The following is a 15564-nucleotide window of genomic DNA, read 5'->3' as shown; positions in this document are numbered from 1 at the left end:
CCGCTTCCCGCGGCGCGGCGCAGCCGCTCAAGGCGCGCAGTCGCAGCCCTTCCAGCCCGCCTGCTTGCTGGTCCGGCCGATGCCCGGGTTGAAGGTATTGCTCGGGTCCAGGCGCCGGTAGAAATCGGCCAGCGCGGGTTTGGCCGGATACAGATGGCCGACGTTGTGCTCGGCCGGATATTCGGCGCCGCGCGCGTCCAGAAGCGCCCACATCGCGTGCTCGATCGCCAGCGGATCCTCGCCCTTGCGCGCGATGTAGTCCTGGTGGAACACGTGGCACAGGAAGTGGCCGTAATACAGCTTGTGCAGCAGGCGCGCATCGAGATCGGCCGGCAGCCGCTCGAACCAGTCGCGGTCGTCGCGGCGCAGCGCGATGTCCAGCGCAACGATGTCCTCGACGCGGTCGCGGTGCGCCTCGCGGTAGCGCACCGCCGCGCTGGCGATGGCGAAGCGGTGCAGGAAGGCCTTGCGCCCCTCATCGGCACTGCAATGGAAGAAGCCGCCTTCGTGGCCGTCGAAGAAGCCGCGCAGCCAGGCCTCGGTTTCCGCCGCGTCACGCGCGGAAACCTTCAGCAGCAGGTGGTGTTCGTAGCGCTGGCGGAACTGGCCCATGCGCGGCGGCAGGTGCGCGGGCAGCAGCCCGGCCAGCGCCTGCAGCGCGCGGTCGCTCGCGCCGCGCAGGCCCAGCCGCTCGAACCAGCCGTCGATGCGGCTCTTCCACGCGAACGCGGCCGGCACGCGCGCGGTGCCGAGCCTGTCGATCAACAGGAACACGTCCTTGCCGTAGCGCTCGCCGATGTCGTACGCATCGCGGTGGATGTACTCGCCGGAAATCGGCAGGCGCTCGAAGCCGGTGAGCAGCTGCCGGCGGATCGCGGTCAGGCTTTCGGTGCGGTTGCTGCCGATGTAGAAGACCTCGACCGGTTCCTTCTCGAAGGTGTCCAGGCGTACCGCGAACACCGCCAGCTTGCCGGCCGACCCTGCGGCTTCGTAATGCCGCGCCGGATCCGCGTTGAAGCGCGCCGGCGTGGCGGCATCCACCTGCCGCACCTGCGCGGCGTAATCCGGATCGGACGCGGCGCGGCCCTCGCCGGCGCCGACATCGGCCGCCGTGTAGTCGCCGGCCTGCAGGCGCTGCAGGATTTCCTCCGGGCTCCCGCCCAGCGCGATGCCGAGATGGTTGACCAGACGCAGCCGGCCATCGGCATCGACCTGCGCGAACAGCGCCATCTCGGTATAGGCCGGCCCGCGCCGCACCAGCGCGCCGCCGGAGTTGTTGCAGATGCCGCCCAGCACCGAAGCGCCGATGCACGAGGAACCGATCACCGAATGCGGTTCGCGGCCCAGCGGCGCCAGCACCTGCTCCAGCCGGTCGAGCGTGGCGCCGGGCAGGCACAGCACCTGGCGGCCGCCGTCCAGCAACTGGATGCCGGCCAGGCGCAGCGTGCTGACCAGCACGACGGGCCGTCCGTAGTCGTCGCCATCGGGCGTGGAGCCGCCGGTCAGGCCGGTATTGGCCGCCTGCAGGATGATCGCCGCACCGCCCTCCACCGCCGCCTGCAGCGCGCGCCACAGTTCCAGCAGCGTGCCCGGCCGCACCACCGCCAGCACCGGGCCATCGCCGAAGCGGTAGCCCCTGCGGAAACGACGCGTGGCCTTGTCGCCGGTCAGCACATGGCCGGCGCCGACCGCTCCGCGCAGGCGCGCCAGCAGCGCGTCGCTCACGGCAGTCGCACCAGCGAGTCGCGGCCGATGTCGGCGATGCGGCGCGCGCCGGTCAGGGTCATGGCTACCTGCATCTCCTTCGCGATCAGGTCGAGAAGGTTCGCGACGCCGGCTTCGCCCTGCGCGGCCAGCGCGTAGACGAAGGCGCGGCCGAGCAGCACGCCGTCGGCGCCAAGCGCCAGCATGCGCACCACGTCCAGGCCGTTGCGGATGCCCGAATCGGCAAGGATCTTCAGCTCGCCCTGCACCGCATCGGCGATCGCCGGCAGCGCGCGCGCGGTGGACGGCACGCCGTCGAGCTGGCGGCCGCCATGGTTGGAAACGACGATGCCGTCGGCGCCGAACTTCACCGCGTCGCGCGCGTCGTCCGGGTCGAGGATGCCCTTGATCAGCATCGGCCCCTTCCAGAACTCGCGGATCCACTCCAGGTCCTTCCACGAGATCGACGGGTCGAAGTTGCTGCCCAGCCAGCCGATGTAGTCCTCCAGCCCGGTCGGGTGGCCACGGTAGGCGGAGATGTTGCCCAGGTCATGCGGGCGCCCGCACAGGCCCACGTCGAAGGCCCAGCGCGGATGGGTCGTCGCCTGCAGGTAGCGGCGCAGCGCCGCGTGCGGGCCGCTCATGCCCGAATGCGCGTCGCGGTAGCGCGCGCCCGGCACCGGCATGTCCACGGTGAACACCAGGGCGGTGACGCCCGCCGCCTGCGCGCGTTCCAGCGCGTTGCGCATGAAGCCGCGGTCGCGCAGCACATACAGCTGGAACCACATCGGCCGCCTGATCGCCGGCGCCACCTCCTCGATCGGGCATACCGAGACCGTGGACAGGGTGAACGGAATGCCGCGGCTGTCGGCCGCGCGCGCGGCCTGCACTTCGCCGCGGCGCGCGTACATGCCGGTCAGCCCGACCGGCGCCAGCGCCACCGGCATCGCCAGTTTCTCGCCGAACAGTTCGGTGGCCAGGCTCAGGTCGGCCATGTCGCGCAGTACGCGCTGGCGCAGGGCGATGTCGGCCAGGTCGGACACGTTGCGCCGGAGCGTGTGCTCGGCATAGGCGCCGCCGTCGATGTAGTGGAACAGGAACGGCGGCAGGCGGCGCTGCGCGGCCGCGCGGTAGTCGGTGGAGGCGGAGATGATCATGGGTCGGCCGTGGAAGAAGGCAGGCGCGAGGCGCGCGCGCGCCGGGCCTCGTTGTCGTCGAGCGTGCGCAGCGTGGTGTGCACGAACTCCAGGTGGGCCAGCGCGGCAGCGCGCGCGCGCACGGGATCGCCGGCCAGCACCGCGTCCATCATTTCCCGGTGCTGGTCGGACAGCGGCGAGAAGGTGCGCGGCGAGGTGTACAGGCGTTCCCGGCTCTGCGAGATGTTGGTCTGCAGCAGGTCGAACAGGCCGCGCATCACCTGCAGCAGCACCAGGTTGTGCGAGGCCTCGGCGATGGACAGGTGGAAATCGGCGTCGGCGCTGGCCTCGCCGGCAGGATCGTCCTTGCCGTGCGCATCCATCATCGTCTGGAAGGCCTGGGCGATGCGCTCGCGGTCTTCGGCGGTGGCGCGCAGCGCGGCATGCCACGCTGCCGCGCCTTCCAGCGCATGACGGATCTCCAGCACGTCGAAGCGGTATTCCGGGTCGCCCTGGAACAGCGGCAGGTAAGGTGCCAGCGGCTCGTCGATGGCCTGCCGCGCACGTGCCGCCGGTTCGGCCACGAAGGTGCCGCCACCGACCCGCGCGCTCAGCAGGCCCTGGCTGCTGAGCTGGGCGATGGCCTCGCGCAGCGCGGTACGCGACACGCCCAGCTGCACCGCCAGCGTGCGCTCGGCGGGCAGGCGGTCGCCGGCCTGCAGCTGTTGCTCCTGCACCAGCGCGCGCAGCTGCGCGGCGACCCGGTCCGATACCCGCTGCGGGGTTCCGCGATGCATGTTCATGCCGCCATTGTGCCGCCCCGCACCGTTAAGCCGCGTCGCGTACCGGCCATGGCGCTCACGGGATCATCCACGTCAGCCACCATGCCTGCGCGCTGGTGATGAGCCCGACCAGCACCGTGAACGCGAGGCTGTGGCGGATGGTGAAACGGAACAGGTCCGCCTCCTTGCCGGCCAGTCCCACCGCGGCGCAGGCGATGGCGATGGACTGCGGCGAGATCATCTTGCCGGTGACGCCGCCGGTGGTGTTGGCCGCCACCAGCAGCACGTCCGATACGCCGATCTGCTGCGCAGTGGTGGCCTGCAGCGCCGAGAACAGCGCGTTGGACGAGGTGTCCGAGCCGGTCAGGAACACGCCCAGCCAGCCCAGGAACGGCGAGAAGAAGGTGAACGCATCGCCGGTATGCGCCAGGGCCAGCGCCAGCGTCGCCGACAGCCCGGAATAGTTGGCGATGAAGGCGAAGGCCAGCACCATGCCGATGGAATAGATCGGCGTTTTCAGCTCGCGCACGGTCTCGCCGAAGGTGGACAGCGCAGCCCTGGCCGGCATGCGCAGCACGAGGATGGAGATCAGCGCCGCCAGCAGGATCGAGGTGCCGGTGGCCGAGAACCAGTCGAACTTGTACACCGCCTCGTAGGCGGAGGGCGCATCAACGATCGGCGGCATCTTCCGCACCAGCTTGTCCAGGCCGGGCACCTGCAGTTTCAGCACCCAGCCTTCCAGCGTGCCGCCGGCGGCGAACAGCGCCTTGAACGGCTTGATGCTCCACAGCGTGACCAGGGCGGTGAGGACCAGGAACGGCGACCACGCGCGCGCGATCTGCCCGGCGCTGTGGCGCGGCGCCTGCTGCGCCAGCGTCACGGCCTCGGCGCTGGCCTCGGTCTCGAAGCGGAAGATGCGCCGCGGCTTCCAGCGGCGCAGGAACAGGGTCAGGCACACCAGCGAGGCCAGCGAGGCGGTGATGTCCGGTAGTTCCGGGCCGATGAAGTTGGACGTCAGGTACTGGGCGAGCGCGAACGAACCGCCGGCCACCAGCACCGCCGGCCAGGTTTCGCGGATGCCGCGCCAGCCATCCATGATCGCCATGATCCAGAACAGCACGACCAGGGTCAGGAACGGCAGCTGGCGGCCGGCCATCTGCCCGATCTCGAACGCGTCCAGTCCGGTGACCTGGCCGGCGACGATGATCGGGATGCCCATCGCGCCGAACGCCACCGGCGCGGTGTTGGCGATCAGGCACAGGCCTGCCGCGTACAACGGCTTGAAACCCAGCCCGACCAGCAGCGCGGCGGTGATCGCCACCGGCGCGCCGAAGCCGGCCGCGCCCTCCAGGAACGCGCCGAAGGCGAAGCCGACCATCAGCATCTGCAGGCGCTGGTCCTCGGTCACCGACAGGATCGAGGCGCGGATGATGTCGAACTGGCCGGTCCTGACCGAAATCTTGTACAGGAACACCGCGCCCAGGATGATCCAGGCGATCGGCCACAGTCCGTAGACGAAGCCGTACAGCGCCGCGCCCAGCGCCTGCAGCGGCGGCATGCGGTAGAACAGCAGCGCCACGCCCAGGGCGATGGCCACGGTGAGCGTGCCGGCCAGCCAGCCCTTCATGCGCAGCACGGCGAGCGCGACGAAGAAAAAGGCGATGGGCAGCAGCGCGATCAGGCTGGACAGCCAGATATTGCCGGCCGGGTCGTACAGTTGTTCCCAAGGCTGCATGTCGACTCCCCATTGGACAGGACAGCGCCTGCACGCGGCAGGCATGTCACGGCGCCGCATATTGGTATTACCAATGTACGGCAACCGCACCAACGGATGCAGATGGAATCAGGCGCTCCGCGGAGAACGCATTAGAGCACAGCTATTTTCTGGATATTGGACAGACCAATTTTAAGGAAAGCCGGATACACACACGGCCAATGCAGCGCGACTACAGCGCCCGCCACTCCATGCCCTCGCCCCGGCGCCAGAACACCGCGCGCGCCTTGCCGTACACGGTGTCGGCATCGACCAGTCCGAAGAAGCGACCGTCGAAGCTGTTGCCTCGATGGTCGCCCAGCACCAGCAGCTTGCCCTCGGGAATGGTGATGCCGTCGATGTCCGGACCGCCGCCGGCATCCAGGTCCAACGTCACCTGCTTCGCGCCGAAGCTTTCCTGCCGTGGCTCCTGGTTCAGCGGCAGGCCGTTGATGCGCAGGTAACCGCCGTGCAGTTCGACGTGGTCGCCAGCCACCGCCACCACCCGCTTGATCAGCCGCGTGCCGTCGGCCGGCGAATCGAACACGGCCACGTCGCCGCGCTGCGGGTGGCCGGTGTCGAGCAGGCGGATGCCGGTGAACGGCAGGCGCAGGCCATAGGCGCGCATGTCCACCATGACATGGTCGCCGGGCTGCAGCGTCGGCTGCATCGAGCCGCTGGGCACCTGGTAATGATTGGCCAGGGTGTCGCGCGCCGCGCCCAGCAGCAACAGCATCGCCGCCAGCGGCAGCGCTTCGCGGCGCAGCCAGGCCAGCACGGGGTGGGCGGAAGCGGCGCGTTCTTGGCGGGTCATGGCTGGACTCCATCGGCAGGTCCAGCATCGACTGCCGGCCTTCGTGGAAAGTTCCTGGCTTCGTGGACGCATCGGCAATGCCGGGCAAGCCCGGCTGACGGACTATCGCCGCGCGTCGGACCTGTAGATGCGGGGCTTGCCCCGCATCTACGGCGTGTGGATAGGCGTTGCCCCTCCGCCCAAGGAGGGCGGCAACAAAAAAGCGGGAGGGTCGCCCCTCCCGCTTCGATGCCGCCAGGCTTACTTCAGCCCGCGGTTCTTCAGCAGCGGCTCCACGCTCGGATCCTTGCCGCGGAACTCGCGATAGGCGGTGGCCAGATCGCGGGTGTTGCCGATGGACAGGATCTTGTCGCGGAACACCTGGCCGTTCTCGCGGGTCAGGCCGCCATGTTCCTTGAACCACTCGAAGGCGTCGTGGTCGATCATCTCCGCCCAGAAATAGGCGTAATAGCCGGCCGAATAGCCGCCGCCCCAGATGTGGTCGAAGTAGCTGCTGCGGTAGCGCGGCGGAACCTGCGCCAGATCGACGTGGTACTTCTTCAGCGCATCGGCCTCGAACTTGTCCACGTCCTGCTGCGGCGCGTCGGCGCCCTGCGTGTGCCAGGCCAGGTCCAGCAGCGCCGCGGCCAGGTACTCGGTGGTGGCGTAGCCCTGGTTGAAGGTCTTGGCCTTGGCGATCTTGTCCACCAGCGCCTGCGGCATCGCCTCCTTGCTCTGGTAATGCTTCGCATAATTGGCGAACACCTTCGGGTCCGACGCCCAGTGCTCGTTGAACTGCGACGGGAACTCGACGAAGTCGCGCGGCACGCCGGTGCCGGCCACGCTCGGGTACTTGGTGTTCGAGAACATGCCGTGCAGGGCGTGGCCGAACTCATGGAACATGGTGGTCACGTCGTCCCAGCTCAGCAGCGCCGGCTGGCCGGCGGCGGGCTTGGTGAAGTTGCACACGTTGTAGACCACCGGCCTGGCGCCGGTCAGCCCGTCCTGCTCGACGAACACGTCCATCCACGCGCCGCCGGACTTGCTGTCGCGCTTGTAGTAGTCGGCATAGAACAGCGCCAGCGGCTTGCCGTCGGCGTCGCTGACCTCGAACACGCGCACGTCCGGGTGATAAACCGGGATGTCCTTGCGTTCCTTGAAGGTCAGGCCGTAGAGCTGGTTGGCGGCGAAGAAGACGCCGTTCTGCAGCACGTTGTCCAGTTCGAAGTACGGCTTGATCTGCGCTTCGTCCAGGTCGTACTTGGCCTTGCGCACCTGCTCGGCGTAGAAGTCCCAGTCCGAGGCCGCGGCCTTGAAGCCGCCGTTCTGCGCATCGACCACCTTCTGGATCTCGGCCAGCTCGCCGCGCGCCTTGGCGGTCGCCGCCGGCACGGTGTCGGTCAGCAGCTTCAGCGCGTTGGCCGGGTTCTGCGCCATCTGGTCGGTGAGGTTGTAGGCGGCGTAGCTCGGGAAGCCCAGCAGCTTGGCCTTGGCCGCGCGCAGCTGCGCCAGGCGCTGGATGATCTTGCGGGTGTCGTTGGCATCGCCATGCTCGGTACGGGTTTCCGAGGCCTCCAGCACCTTGGCGCGCAGGTCGCGGTCCTGCAGCGACATCAGCACCGGCTGCTGGGTGGTGTTCTGCAGCGCGAGCACCCACTTGCCGTCGAGCTTGCGGCCCTTGGCGTCTTCGGCCGCCGAGGCGACGTCGCCCTCGGACAGGCCGGCCAGCCGCGCCTTGTCCTCGACCACCACCGCACCGGCGGCGGTAGCCGCGACCAGCTTGTTGTGGAAATCGTTGGCCAGCGTGGCTTCCTCGGCGTTGTACTGCTTCAGCGTTTCCTTGTCGGTGTCGCTGAGCTGGGCGCCGGCCTTGACGAAGCCCTTGTAGGTTTCCTCGACCACGCGCAGCTGTTCCGGATCGAGCCCGGCGCCGGCGCGCGCGTCGTAGACCGCCTTCACCCGCTCGAACAGCTTGGCGTCCAGGTGGATCGCATCGCTATGCGCGGCCAGTTTCGGGATCACCTCTTCCTGGATCTTCTGCCGCTCCGGGTTGGTGTCGGCCTGCACCACGCTGAAGAACACGCGGCTGGTGCGGTCGAGGATGGCGCCGGATTTCTCCAGCGGCAGCAGGGTGTTGTCGAAAGTGGCCGGTTCGGCGTTGTCGGTGATCTGCCCGATCTCGGCCAGCTGCTGGCGCATGCCCTCCTCGAACGCCGGCAGGTAGTCGCCATCCTTGATCTTGTCGAAGGCCGGCGCCTGGAACGGCAGCGCGCTGGCGGTCATGAACGGATTGGCCGAGGCATCGGCCGGCTGGCCGGCAGTGGGGGTCTCGGTGGTCACGGGGGCGGTGGACTCCTTGCCGGAACAGGCCGCCAGCGCAAGGCTGATGGCGGCGGCCAAAATGACGGTACGCGACATGTAACGTGCTCCTGTGGGACGGGTTGCGTGCGATCGCAAACCCTACTCCGTCGGCCGCGGACTGGCATGTGCCGATGGTGGCGTGTGGGTACGCGGCGCCTGTCGTTTGGCTCAGTCCGCACGCCCGCGACGCAGCGTGGCGAAGGCGGCCAATGCCCCCTCCCGGCCCGCGGCCAGCTCCACCTGCGGCCGTGCCGGGTAGCCCGGCGCCAGCCGGCGCGCCAGTTCAGGATGCTCCCACGGCGCGAAACGCGCCGGCAGCGGCAGGCCCGCCAGCTCCGGCACCCAGCGCGCGATATAGGCGCCATCCGGGTCGAACCGCCGCGCCTGGCTGACCGGATTGAACACGCGGAAGTACGGCGCCGCGTCGGCGCCGGTACCGGCGGTCCACTGCCACCCCTGGGTGTTGTTGGCCAGGTCGGCATCCACCAGCGTGTCCCAGAACCAGCGCGCGCCGTGCAGCCAGTGCTGGCGCAGGTGCTTGGTCAGCCAGCTGCCCACCACCATGCGCACGCGGTTGTGCATCCAGCCGGTGTGCCACAGCTCGCGCATGCCGGCATCGACGATGGGCACGCCGGTGCGCCCCTGCCGCCAGGCGTCCAGCAGCACCTCATCCGGCGGCGCCCACGGGAAATCGTCGAAGCGCGGGTCGAGGTTGTTGTCGGGAACCCGCGGGTAGTGGTGCAGCACATGATGGGCGAATTCGCGCCAGCCCAGTTCGGCGAGGAAGCGGTCGCGGTCGGCCTCGGCGATGGCGTCGCCGGCGGCCAGCACCGCCGCGGCGGTCCGCCGTACCGACAGCTCGCCGTGATGCAGGTGCGGCGACAGCCGCGAGGTGCCGGCCTGCGCGGCGAAATCGCGGCCCTGCGCGTAGCCGTGTACCGCGCCGTCGAGAAAAGCGTGCCACGCCGCGCGCGCGCCGTCCTCGCCCGGCGTGGAGTGCTGCCAGAAGCCGGCGTCCCAGGCGGGCCGCGGGGCCGGCAGCAGGTCGTCCAGGCGTTCTCCCGCGGGCAGGTCGAGCGCGTCCATCGCAGGCAGGCGCGCCGGCGCGTCCCAGGTGGCCGGTGTCCGCCAGTGCGCGCGCGCCGATTTCCAGAACGGCGTGAACACGCGGTACGGGTCTCCCTGCCGGGTCGCCAGCTCCCAGGGCTCGAACAGCAGCGCGCCGTTGAAGCTCTCCGCGTGCAGGCCGGCCTGGCGCAGGCTGCGCTTGATGTGCGCGTCGCGCCGCTCGATGGCCGGCTCGTAGCGCCGGGTCCACAGCACCGCCTCGGCGCCGGTGCGCGCGGCCAGCGCCTGCAGGGCCGCGAGCGTGGGCCCGCGCGACAGCAGCAGGCGCGAACCGCGGCGTTCCAGCGCATCGGCCAGCGCCGCCAGCGACCGCCGGCGCCACGCCAGCGACGCCGCGCCCGGCGCCCACCCGCCTTCCTCCTCCGGCGCATGGATATAGACCGGCAGTGGCCGCAGGCCGCGATCCAGCGCCGCGCGCAGGGCCGGCTGGTCGTCCAGGCGCAGGTCGTCGCGCAGCCAGACCAGGGCGGTGTTCACCGCCTACACCGTGCCACGGTTGCGGCCGATCCACGGCCGGTACCACTGGCGCACCACGGCCATGTCGGCGGCATCGTCGCCGCTGGTGTGGATCGGCGCGCCGAAGCCGATGATCTTTTCCGGATAGTGGAAATAGGCCGGCACGATCGGCACCTGCGCCATGCGCGCGATGCGGATGAAGCCGCTCTTCCATTCCTTCACCGGCTTGCGCGTGCCCTCCGGCGCCAGCGCGAACCAGATGCGCTCGCTGCCCTGGATCATCGCCACCGCCTGCCCCACCGTGCCCTGCGGCGAGCTGCGGTCCAGCGGCACCACGCCCAGCCGGCGCAGTACCGCGCCCAGCGGCCACCAGAACAGCTTGTCCTTGCCGAGGATGCGCGCCTCCACGCCCAGCGCCATCTTCGCCGCCAGCCCCCAGAGGCCGTCCCAGTTGGACGAGTGCGGCGCGGCGATGACCACCGCCCTGCGCAGGTCGGGGATCGGCCCGACCACGCGCCAGCCGCCCAGGCGCAGGATCGCGCGCCCCAGCCAGCGGACGAAACCGCTGCCGCCCACGCGCGGCACGTTCGCGGGAACGGGGGGAACGACCGGCGGCCTGCCCGGCGGCGGTGTGTTGTCCAAGCGCTACTCCCAGTTCCGTTGCGAACGGCCGCGCTTGAGTTGCGCCCGTCCTTTCTTCTCGTCCAGCCGGCGCAGCCTGGAGCCGTAGGTCGGCTTGGTCGCCACCCGTGCCTTCGGCACCGACAGCCCCGCGCGGATGAAATCGGCCAGGCGCTCGCGCGCGTCGGCGCGGTTGCGCTCCTGGGTGCGGAAGCGCTGCGCGTCGATCACCAGCACGCCCTCGTCGGTGAGGCGCCGGTCGCGCCGCGCCAGCAGGCGCGCGCGCAGCGGCTCGGGCAGCGACGGCGAGCCGGCCACGTCGAAGCGCAGTTCGACCGCGCTGGACACCTTGTTGACGTTCTGCCCGCCGGCGCCACTGGCGCGCACGAAACGCTCGACGATCTCCGTCTCCGGAATTGTCAGCGACACATCGACGGCGAGCGGGGGATTGGCCATGGCGGCCGATTGTATCGGCCTGGCCCGCTGGCCGCGCGTGCGGACGCGGTCGCGGCGGCTTTCCGCTCCGCCGGAACGGCTGCTAGGCTGCTGGCTTCTTCCGCACGGAGCAGCCCATGTCGACCGCTTACTGGTGTGTGTTGATCGCCGCGCTGCTGCCTTACGTCTGGGTGGCCGCGGCCAAGGCGCGGCCCGGTTACAACAACCGCAACCCGCGCGCCTGGGTCGCCAGAAGCGACAACTACCTCGTGCAGCGCGCCAACGCGGCGCATCTGAACGCCTTCGAGAATTTCGCGCCGTTCGCCGCCGGCGTGGTCATGGCGCAGCTGGCGGGCGTGGAAGCGCCGCTGGTCAATCAACTCGCCATCGCCTTCGTGGTGTTCCGCGTCCTGCATGGCCTGTTCTACGTCGCCGACAAGCCGCCGCTGCGCAGCCTGTCATGGCTGGGCGGCTTCGCCTGCGCGGTGGCGCTGATCGTGCTGGCCGCGCTGCGGGTCGGCTGAAGCCCTAGAAGACCCCGCTCCAGCCCAGCAGCTGGAATGCCTTGCGGAACCCGGCGTCCAGCGGCGCTTCCACCTCGATGCGGCGTCCGTCCTGCGGATGCGGGAACGACAGCCGCTGCGCGTGCAGCAGCATGCGGTGCACGCCGTGCATGCGGAAGGTGCGGTTGTGGCGGCCGTCGCCATGGCTGGTGTCGCCGATCAGGTGATGGAACACGTGCTTCAGGTGCCGGCGGATCTGGCGGAAGCGGCCGGTCTGCGGCTGGCAGCGCAGCAGCGCGTAGCGCGAGGTTTCAAAACCGTTCGCCGGCACCGGCAACTCGCCGGTCATCAGCCGTTGGAAACGGGTGATGGCCTGCTTCTTCACCGGCTTGCCCGGGCCGCCGTCCAGGTCGTGATCGACCGTGAACGCCTCCTCCGCCGGCCAGCCACGGCATACGGCGAGGTAATCCTTTTCGACGTCGCCGCCCATCAGGGTCTTGCCCAGGGCACTGGCGGTGTCGCGGTCGAAGGCCAGCAGCAGGCAGCCGCTGGTGGCGCGGTCCAGGCGGTGGATCAGGAAGATCGGCCGGCCCAGCTGCTCGCGCAGGCGGTCGGCGAGGAAATCGTCCTCGCCGCGCGCCAGCTTGCTGTCGTGGACCATCAGCCCGGCCGGCTTGTCGACCACGGCCAGCCAGTCGTCGGCGTACAGCACCGGCAACGTCCGGTCGGGCATCGCTGTCGTCGTGTCGTGTTCCATCGTTCGGCATACCTGCTCGGGCCCGCCATGCGCGGCCCGGTTCGTGGGGGCCCCGCGGCAGCGGAGCGGTAGGACAAGCGGACGTCAGGACTTCAGCGGTTCGACCGTGATGCCCATGCGCAACATCAGCTGCGCGACCTGCAGGGTGTCGAGGCTGGCGCCTTCCAGGTCGACCGCGCGCAGGTCCAGGTTGCCCAGCTCCGAACCGGTCAGGTCGCAGTGGGTGAAGTCGGCCGAGCGCCAGTCCAGCGACGAGAAATCCCCACCGGACATGTCCGACCCGCTGAAGTTCGCGCCCGCGACGTTGGCGCCGACCCAGCGGTTCTCCGACAGCTCGCATTTCTCCAGCGCCACCCCGGAGAAATCGGCATAGCTGAGGTTGGACTGCTTGATGAAGGCGCTGCAGAACCAGGTGCGCGCGGTGATCTGGTTCATGAAGCTGGCATTGGAAAAATCCGCGCCCTGCGCCCTGCATCCGACGATCTCCAGCCCCAGCGCCTTGGCGAACGCGAACCGGCACAGGCTCAGGTCGCACTGGCGGAAGCTGGCTTCCTTGAGCTGCGCGCCGTTGAAGCGGCAGCCGGCCTGGGTGCCGGCATCGTAGAAGACGCAGTTCACGAACTCGGCGCCGGTCAGGTCGGCGCCGGAGAAATCGCAGTTGAGGAAATGCGTATTGGCGACCCTGGCGCCGGTGAAGCGGTCCTTGTCGATCCGTTCGTTGCTGACGATCGTCGGCGCCGCGGCGGCACCGGCGCTCATCGCCGCAGCCATGCCGAGGCCAGCGCCAGCACGCCCGCGCCGCCGCTGACCCACGACCATAGCGGCACCGTCGCCCATTGCGGGCCGCCGGCATGCAAACCGTGCAGCAGGGCGGCCACCACCAGCAGGCCGGCGCCGGCCACGGCGGTGACCACGCGCCGCTGCATGCGCCGCAGGGTCTGCTCGAGGTTGACGATGTCCTGCGAACGCATCGACAGCTCGTGCCGGCCTTCGACCTGCTGGCGCAGCCAAGCATGCACCAGCACCGGCATGTCCGGGGTGCGGGTCATGATCTCCGGCAACCGGCGGCGCAGTTCCTTCAATGCGCGGCGCGGGCTGTAGCGTTCGCGCAGGATGCGTTCGAGCACCGGCCTGGCCACCGCCCAGATGTCGATCTGCGGGTCGAGCTGGCGGCCGACGCCCTCGATGTTGAGCAGGGTCTTCTGCAGCAGGATCAGCTGCGGCTGCAGGGTCAGCTGGTAGCGCTGCGCGGTGCGGAACAGCTTGAGCAGCACCTCGGCCAGAGAAATCTGCGACAGCGGCCGGGTGAAGTACGGCTCGCACACCGCGCGCACCGCCGCTTCCAGATCGTCGATGCGTACGGTGGCCGGCATCCAGCGCGCCTGCACGTGCAGTTCGGCGATGCGGCGGTAGTCGCGGTTGAAGATGGCCATGAAGTTCTCGGCCAGGTAGTACTGGTCCTCTTCCGAGAGCTGGCCCATGATGCCGAAGTCCAGCGCGATGAAGCGCGGGTTTTCGCGGCGCGCCGGGTCGGTGTCGACCCAGATGTTGCCGGCATGCGCGTCGGCGTGGAAGAAGTTGTCGCGGAACACCTGCGTGTAGAACACGCGCACGCCCTTGGCGGCCAGGGCGCGGCGGTCGATGCCGGCCGCGTCCAGCGCGGCGATGTCGTCCGAGGGAATGCCCCAGACCCGCTCCAGGGTCAGCGCGCGTTCGGCGGTGTGGGTCCAGATCACCTCGGGCACGTAGAGGTCGTCCGAATCCTGCCAGAAACGGCGCAGCACGCTGGCGTTGGCGCCTTCGCGCTGCAGGTCCAGTTCCGCGGCCAGGGTGGTCTCGATCTCGGCCACCACCTCGCGCGGGCGGATCTTGTCCGCGCGCGGGTGGGTGCGCTCGACCAGCGCGGCCAGCGATCTGAGCAGGGCGATGTCGGCGTCGATCTGCCGCTCGATGTCCGGGCGCAGCACCTTGACCACCACCTGGCGGCCGTCGTGCAGGGTGGCCGCGTGCACCTGCGCGATCGAGGCCGAGGCCAGCGGCGCGGTGTCGAAGCTGGCGAACGCCTCGCCGACCGGCAGGCCCAGCGCCTGCTCGACGATCCGTCGCGCGTGCTCGCCGTCGAACGGCTTGACCCGGTCCTGCAGCAGGGTCAGTTCGACCGCCACGTCCGGCGGCACCAGGTCGCGGCGGGTGGACAGGATCTGCCCGAACTTGACGAAGATCGGCCCCAGTTCCTGCAGCGCCAGGCGCAGGCGCGCGCCGCGCGGCAGCGAGGCGATGTCGCCGCGCGCGCGCGGCACGAAGGGTTTGGCGATGCGCAGCCAGCGCTCGGCCGGCGTGCCGTCGAACAGGTCGTCGAGCCGGTAGCGGAGCATCACCCGGCCGATGCGGCTGGCGCGGAACATCGCGCGGGTCGCCTTCATGCCCGGCCTCCACTGCGCAGGCGCGCCACGCGCGCGGCCAGCCGCTCGACGTCGTCGCGGATCGCGTCCACGTCGTCGTGGAAGGCGTCCAGTTCGGCGCGCGGCACCACGTCGCGCGATTCCTCGGTCACGTATTCGGCCGCGGTCTGCGCCAGGTCGGTGGCGCCGCGGCGGGCCTGCGCCAGCGCCGCGCGCAGGGTCTGCGCGACCTGCACGCCCAGCACCTCGCCGAACACTGCCACGAACGGCTGCTGCCAGTCCGGATCGAAGCGCGTGGCCAGCTGCTGCAGGCGCCGCGCCAGTTCGGCGTCGCCGGACACCTTCACCCGCCCGGCCGGCGGCGCACCCGGGCTGCGCCGCGCATTGGCCAGGAACGGCAACTGCGCCAGCACCCCGCCCAGCGTGCTGCGCACGGCCAGGTCCGGCTCCTGCGACGCATCCACCGGGCCGACCGTCAGGCGCTGGCCTTCGACCCCGATCTGCAGCGCCAGCGCGGGCGATTCCAGGGTCAGGGCGATGCGCTGGCCGTCCAGCGGCGCGAGCGCGGCGCGGGTATCGGGGTCCAGCGCCAGCGCGCGGTTCAGCGCCGTTTCCAGCGCGCGGCCGGCCAGCGGCTTGATGAACTTGAAGGGGGAAGCAGGCATGGCCCGCATTCTACCGAAGCGGGAACGCGCGTCGGCGCCGGCGGCGCCACCCGGGCCCGCCCGCTGGG

General features: G+C 70.2%; 14 protein-coding genes. 1 reads left to right on the top strand and 13 read right to left on the bottom strand.

Annotation, left to right across the window (positions count from 1 at the left end; genetic code table 11):
- Positions 1-27: 27 nt before the first annotated feature.
- From dld to arfB, 9 genes are all read right to left on the bottom strand, one after another.
- Entirely contained in the window at positions 28-1725 is a 1698-nt protein-coding gene (gene dld, locus ABB22_RS01735) for a D-lactate dehydrogenase (RefSeq protein ID WP_055766877.1), read from the bottom strand.
- Positions 1722-2861, bottom strand: a complete 1140-nt coding sequence (gene lldD / locus ABB22_RS01730) for an FMN-dependent L-lactate dehydrogenase LldD (RefSeq protein WP_055766881.1) — start codon at positions 2859-2861, stop codon at positions 1722-1724. The genes dld and lldD overlap by 4 nt, the downstream gene beginning before the upstream one ends.
- Positions 2858-3643 (bottom strand): transcriptional regulator LldR, encoded by a 786-nt coding sequence (gene lldR / locus ABB22_RS01725; protein ID WP_055766885.1) that lies wholly within the window; start codon positions 3641-3643, stop codon positions 2858-2860. The genes lldD and lldR overlap by 4 nt, the downstream gene beginning before the upstream one ends.
- A 55-nt stretch (positions 3644-3698) precedes the next feature.
- Positions 3699-5357 carry an L-lactate permease gene (gene lldP, locus ABB22_RS01720; RefSeq protein WP_055766888.1) on the bottom strand — a complete coding sequence of 553 codons (1659 nt, stop codon included), beginning with the start codon at positions 5355-5357 and terminating at the stop codon, positions 3699-3701.
- Between the two features lie 211 nt (positions 5358-5568).
- Positions 5569-6189 carry a signal peptidase I gene (gene lepB, locus ABB22_RS01715; protein WP_055766891.1) on the bottom strand — a complete coding sequence of 207 codons (621 nt, stop codon included), beginning with the start codon at positions 6187-6189 and terminating at the stop codon, positions 5569-5571.
- A 240-nt stretch (positions 6190-6429) separates the two neighbouring features.
- Entirely contained in the window at positions 6430-8586 is a 2157-nt protein-coding gene (gene dcp, locus ABB22_RS01710; RefSeq protein ID WP_055766894.1) for a peptidyl-dipeptidase Dcp, read from the bottom strand.
- A gap of 111 nt (positions 8587-8697) precedes the next feature.
- Complete coding sequence (locus tag ABB22_RS01705) at positions 8698-10134, bottom strand: cryptochrome/photolyase family protein (protein ID WP_055766897.1); 1437 nt, start codon at positions 10132-10134, stop codon at positions 8698-8700.
- A gap of 3 nt (positions 10135-10137) precedes the next feature.
- A complete protein-coding gene (locus ABB22_RS01700; RefSeq protein ID WP_055766902.1) occupies positions 10138-10755 on the bottom strand; it encodes a 1-acyl-sn-glycerol-3-phosphate acyltransferase in 618 nt (205 codons plus the stop codon).
- A gap of 3 nt (positions 10756-10758) precedes the next feature.
- A complete protein-coding gene (gene arfB / locus ABB22_RS01695) occupies positions 10759-11190 on the bottom strand; it encodes an alternative ribosome rescue aminoacyl-tRNA hydrolase ArfB (protein ID WP_055766905.1) in 432 nt (143 codons plus the stop codon).
- Positions 11191-11306: 116 nt separating this feature from the next.
- Between arfB and ABB22_RS01690 the strand changes: the two genes are divergently transcribed.
- Entirely contained in the window at positions 11307-11693 is a 387-nt protein-coding gene (locus ABB22_RS01690) for an MAPEG family protein (RefSeq protein WP_055766909.1), read from the top strand.
- 4 nt (positions 11694-11697) lie between these two features.
- Here the strand turns inward: ABB22_RS01690 and ABB22_RS01685 are convergent, their stop codons facing one another.
- From ABB22_RS01685 to ABB22_RS01670, 4 genes are all read right to left on the bottom strand, one after another.
- Complete coding sequence (locus ABB22_RS01685) at positions 11698-12429, bottom strand: pseudouridine synthase (RefSeq protein ID WP_055766912.1); 732 nt, start codon at positions 12427-12429, stop codon at positions 11698-11700.
- Positions 12430-12513: 84 nt separating this feature from the next.
- Positions 12514-13188, bottom strand: coding sequence for a Qnr family pentapeptide repeat protein (locus ABB22_RS01680; protein WP_055766915.1), 675 nt, complete (start codon positions 13186-13188; stop codon positions 12514-12516).
- Positions 13185-14852, bottom strand: a complete 1668-nt coding sequence (gene ubiB, locus ABB22_RS01675; RefSeq protein WP_055766918.1) for a ubiquinone biosynthesis regulatory protein kinase UbiB — start codon at positions 14850-14852, stop codon at positions 13185-13187. Before ubiB ends, ABB22_RS01680 begins: the two co-directional genes overlap by 4 nt.
- Entirely contained in the window at positions 14849-15496 is a 648-nt protein-coding gene (locus tag ABB22_RS01670) for a ubiquinone biosynthesis accessory factor UbiJ (RefSeq protein ID WP_055766921.1), read from the bottom strand. Before ABB22_RS01670 ends, ubiB begins: the two co-directional genes overlap by 4 nt.
- Positions 15497-15564: the final 68 nt, after the last annotated feature.

This window comes from Stenotrophomonas nitritireducens, from assembly GCF_001431425.1.
Lineage (GTDB): Bacteria > Pseudomonadota > Gammaproteobacteria > Xanthomonadales > Xanthomonadaceae > Stenotrophomonas > Stenotrophomonas nitritireducens.
Note: the sequence above shows the minus strand (reverse complement) of the source record. Positions and strands in the feature narration are given on the sequence as shown.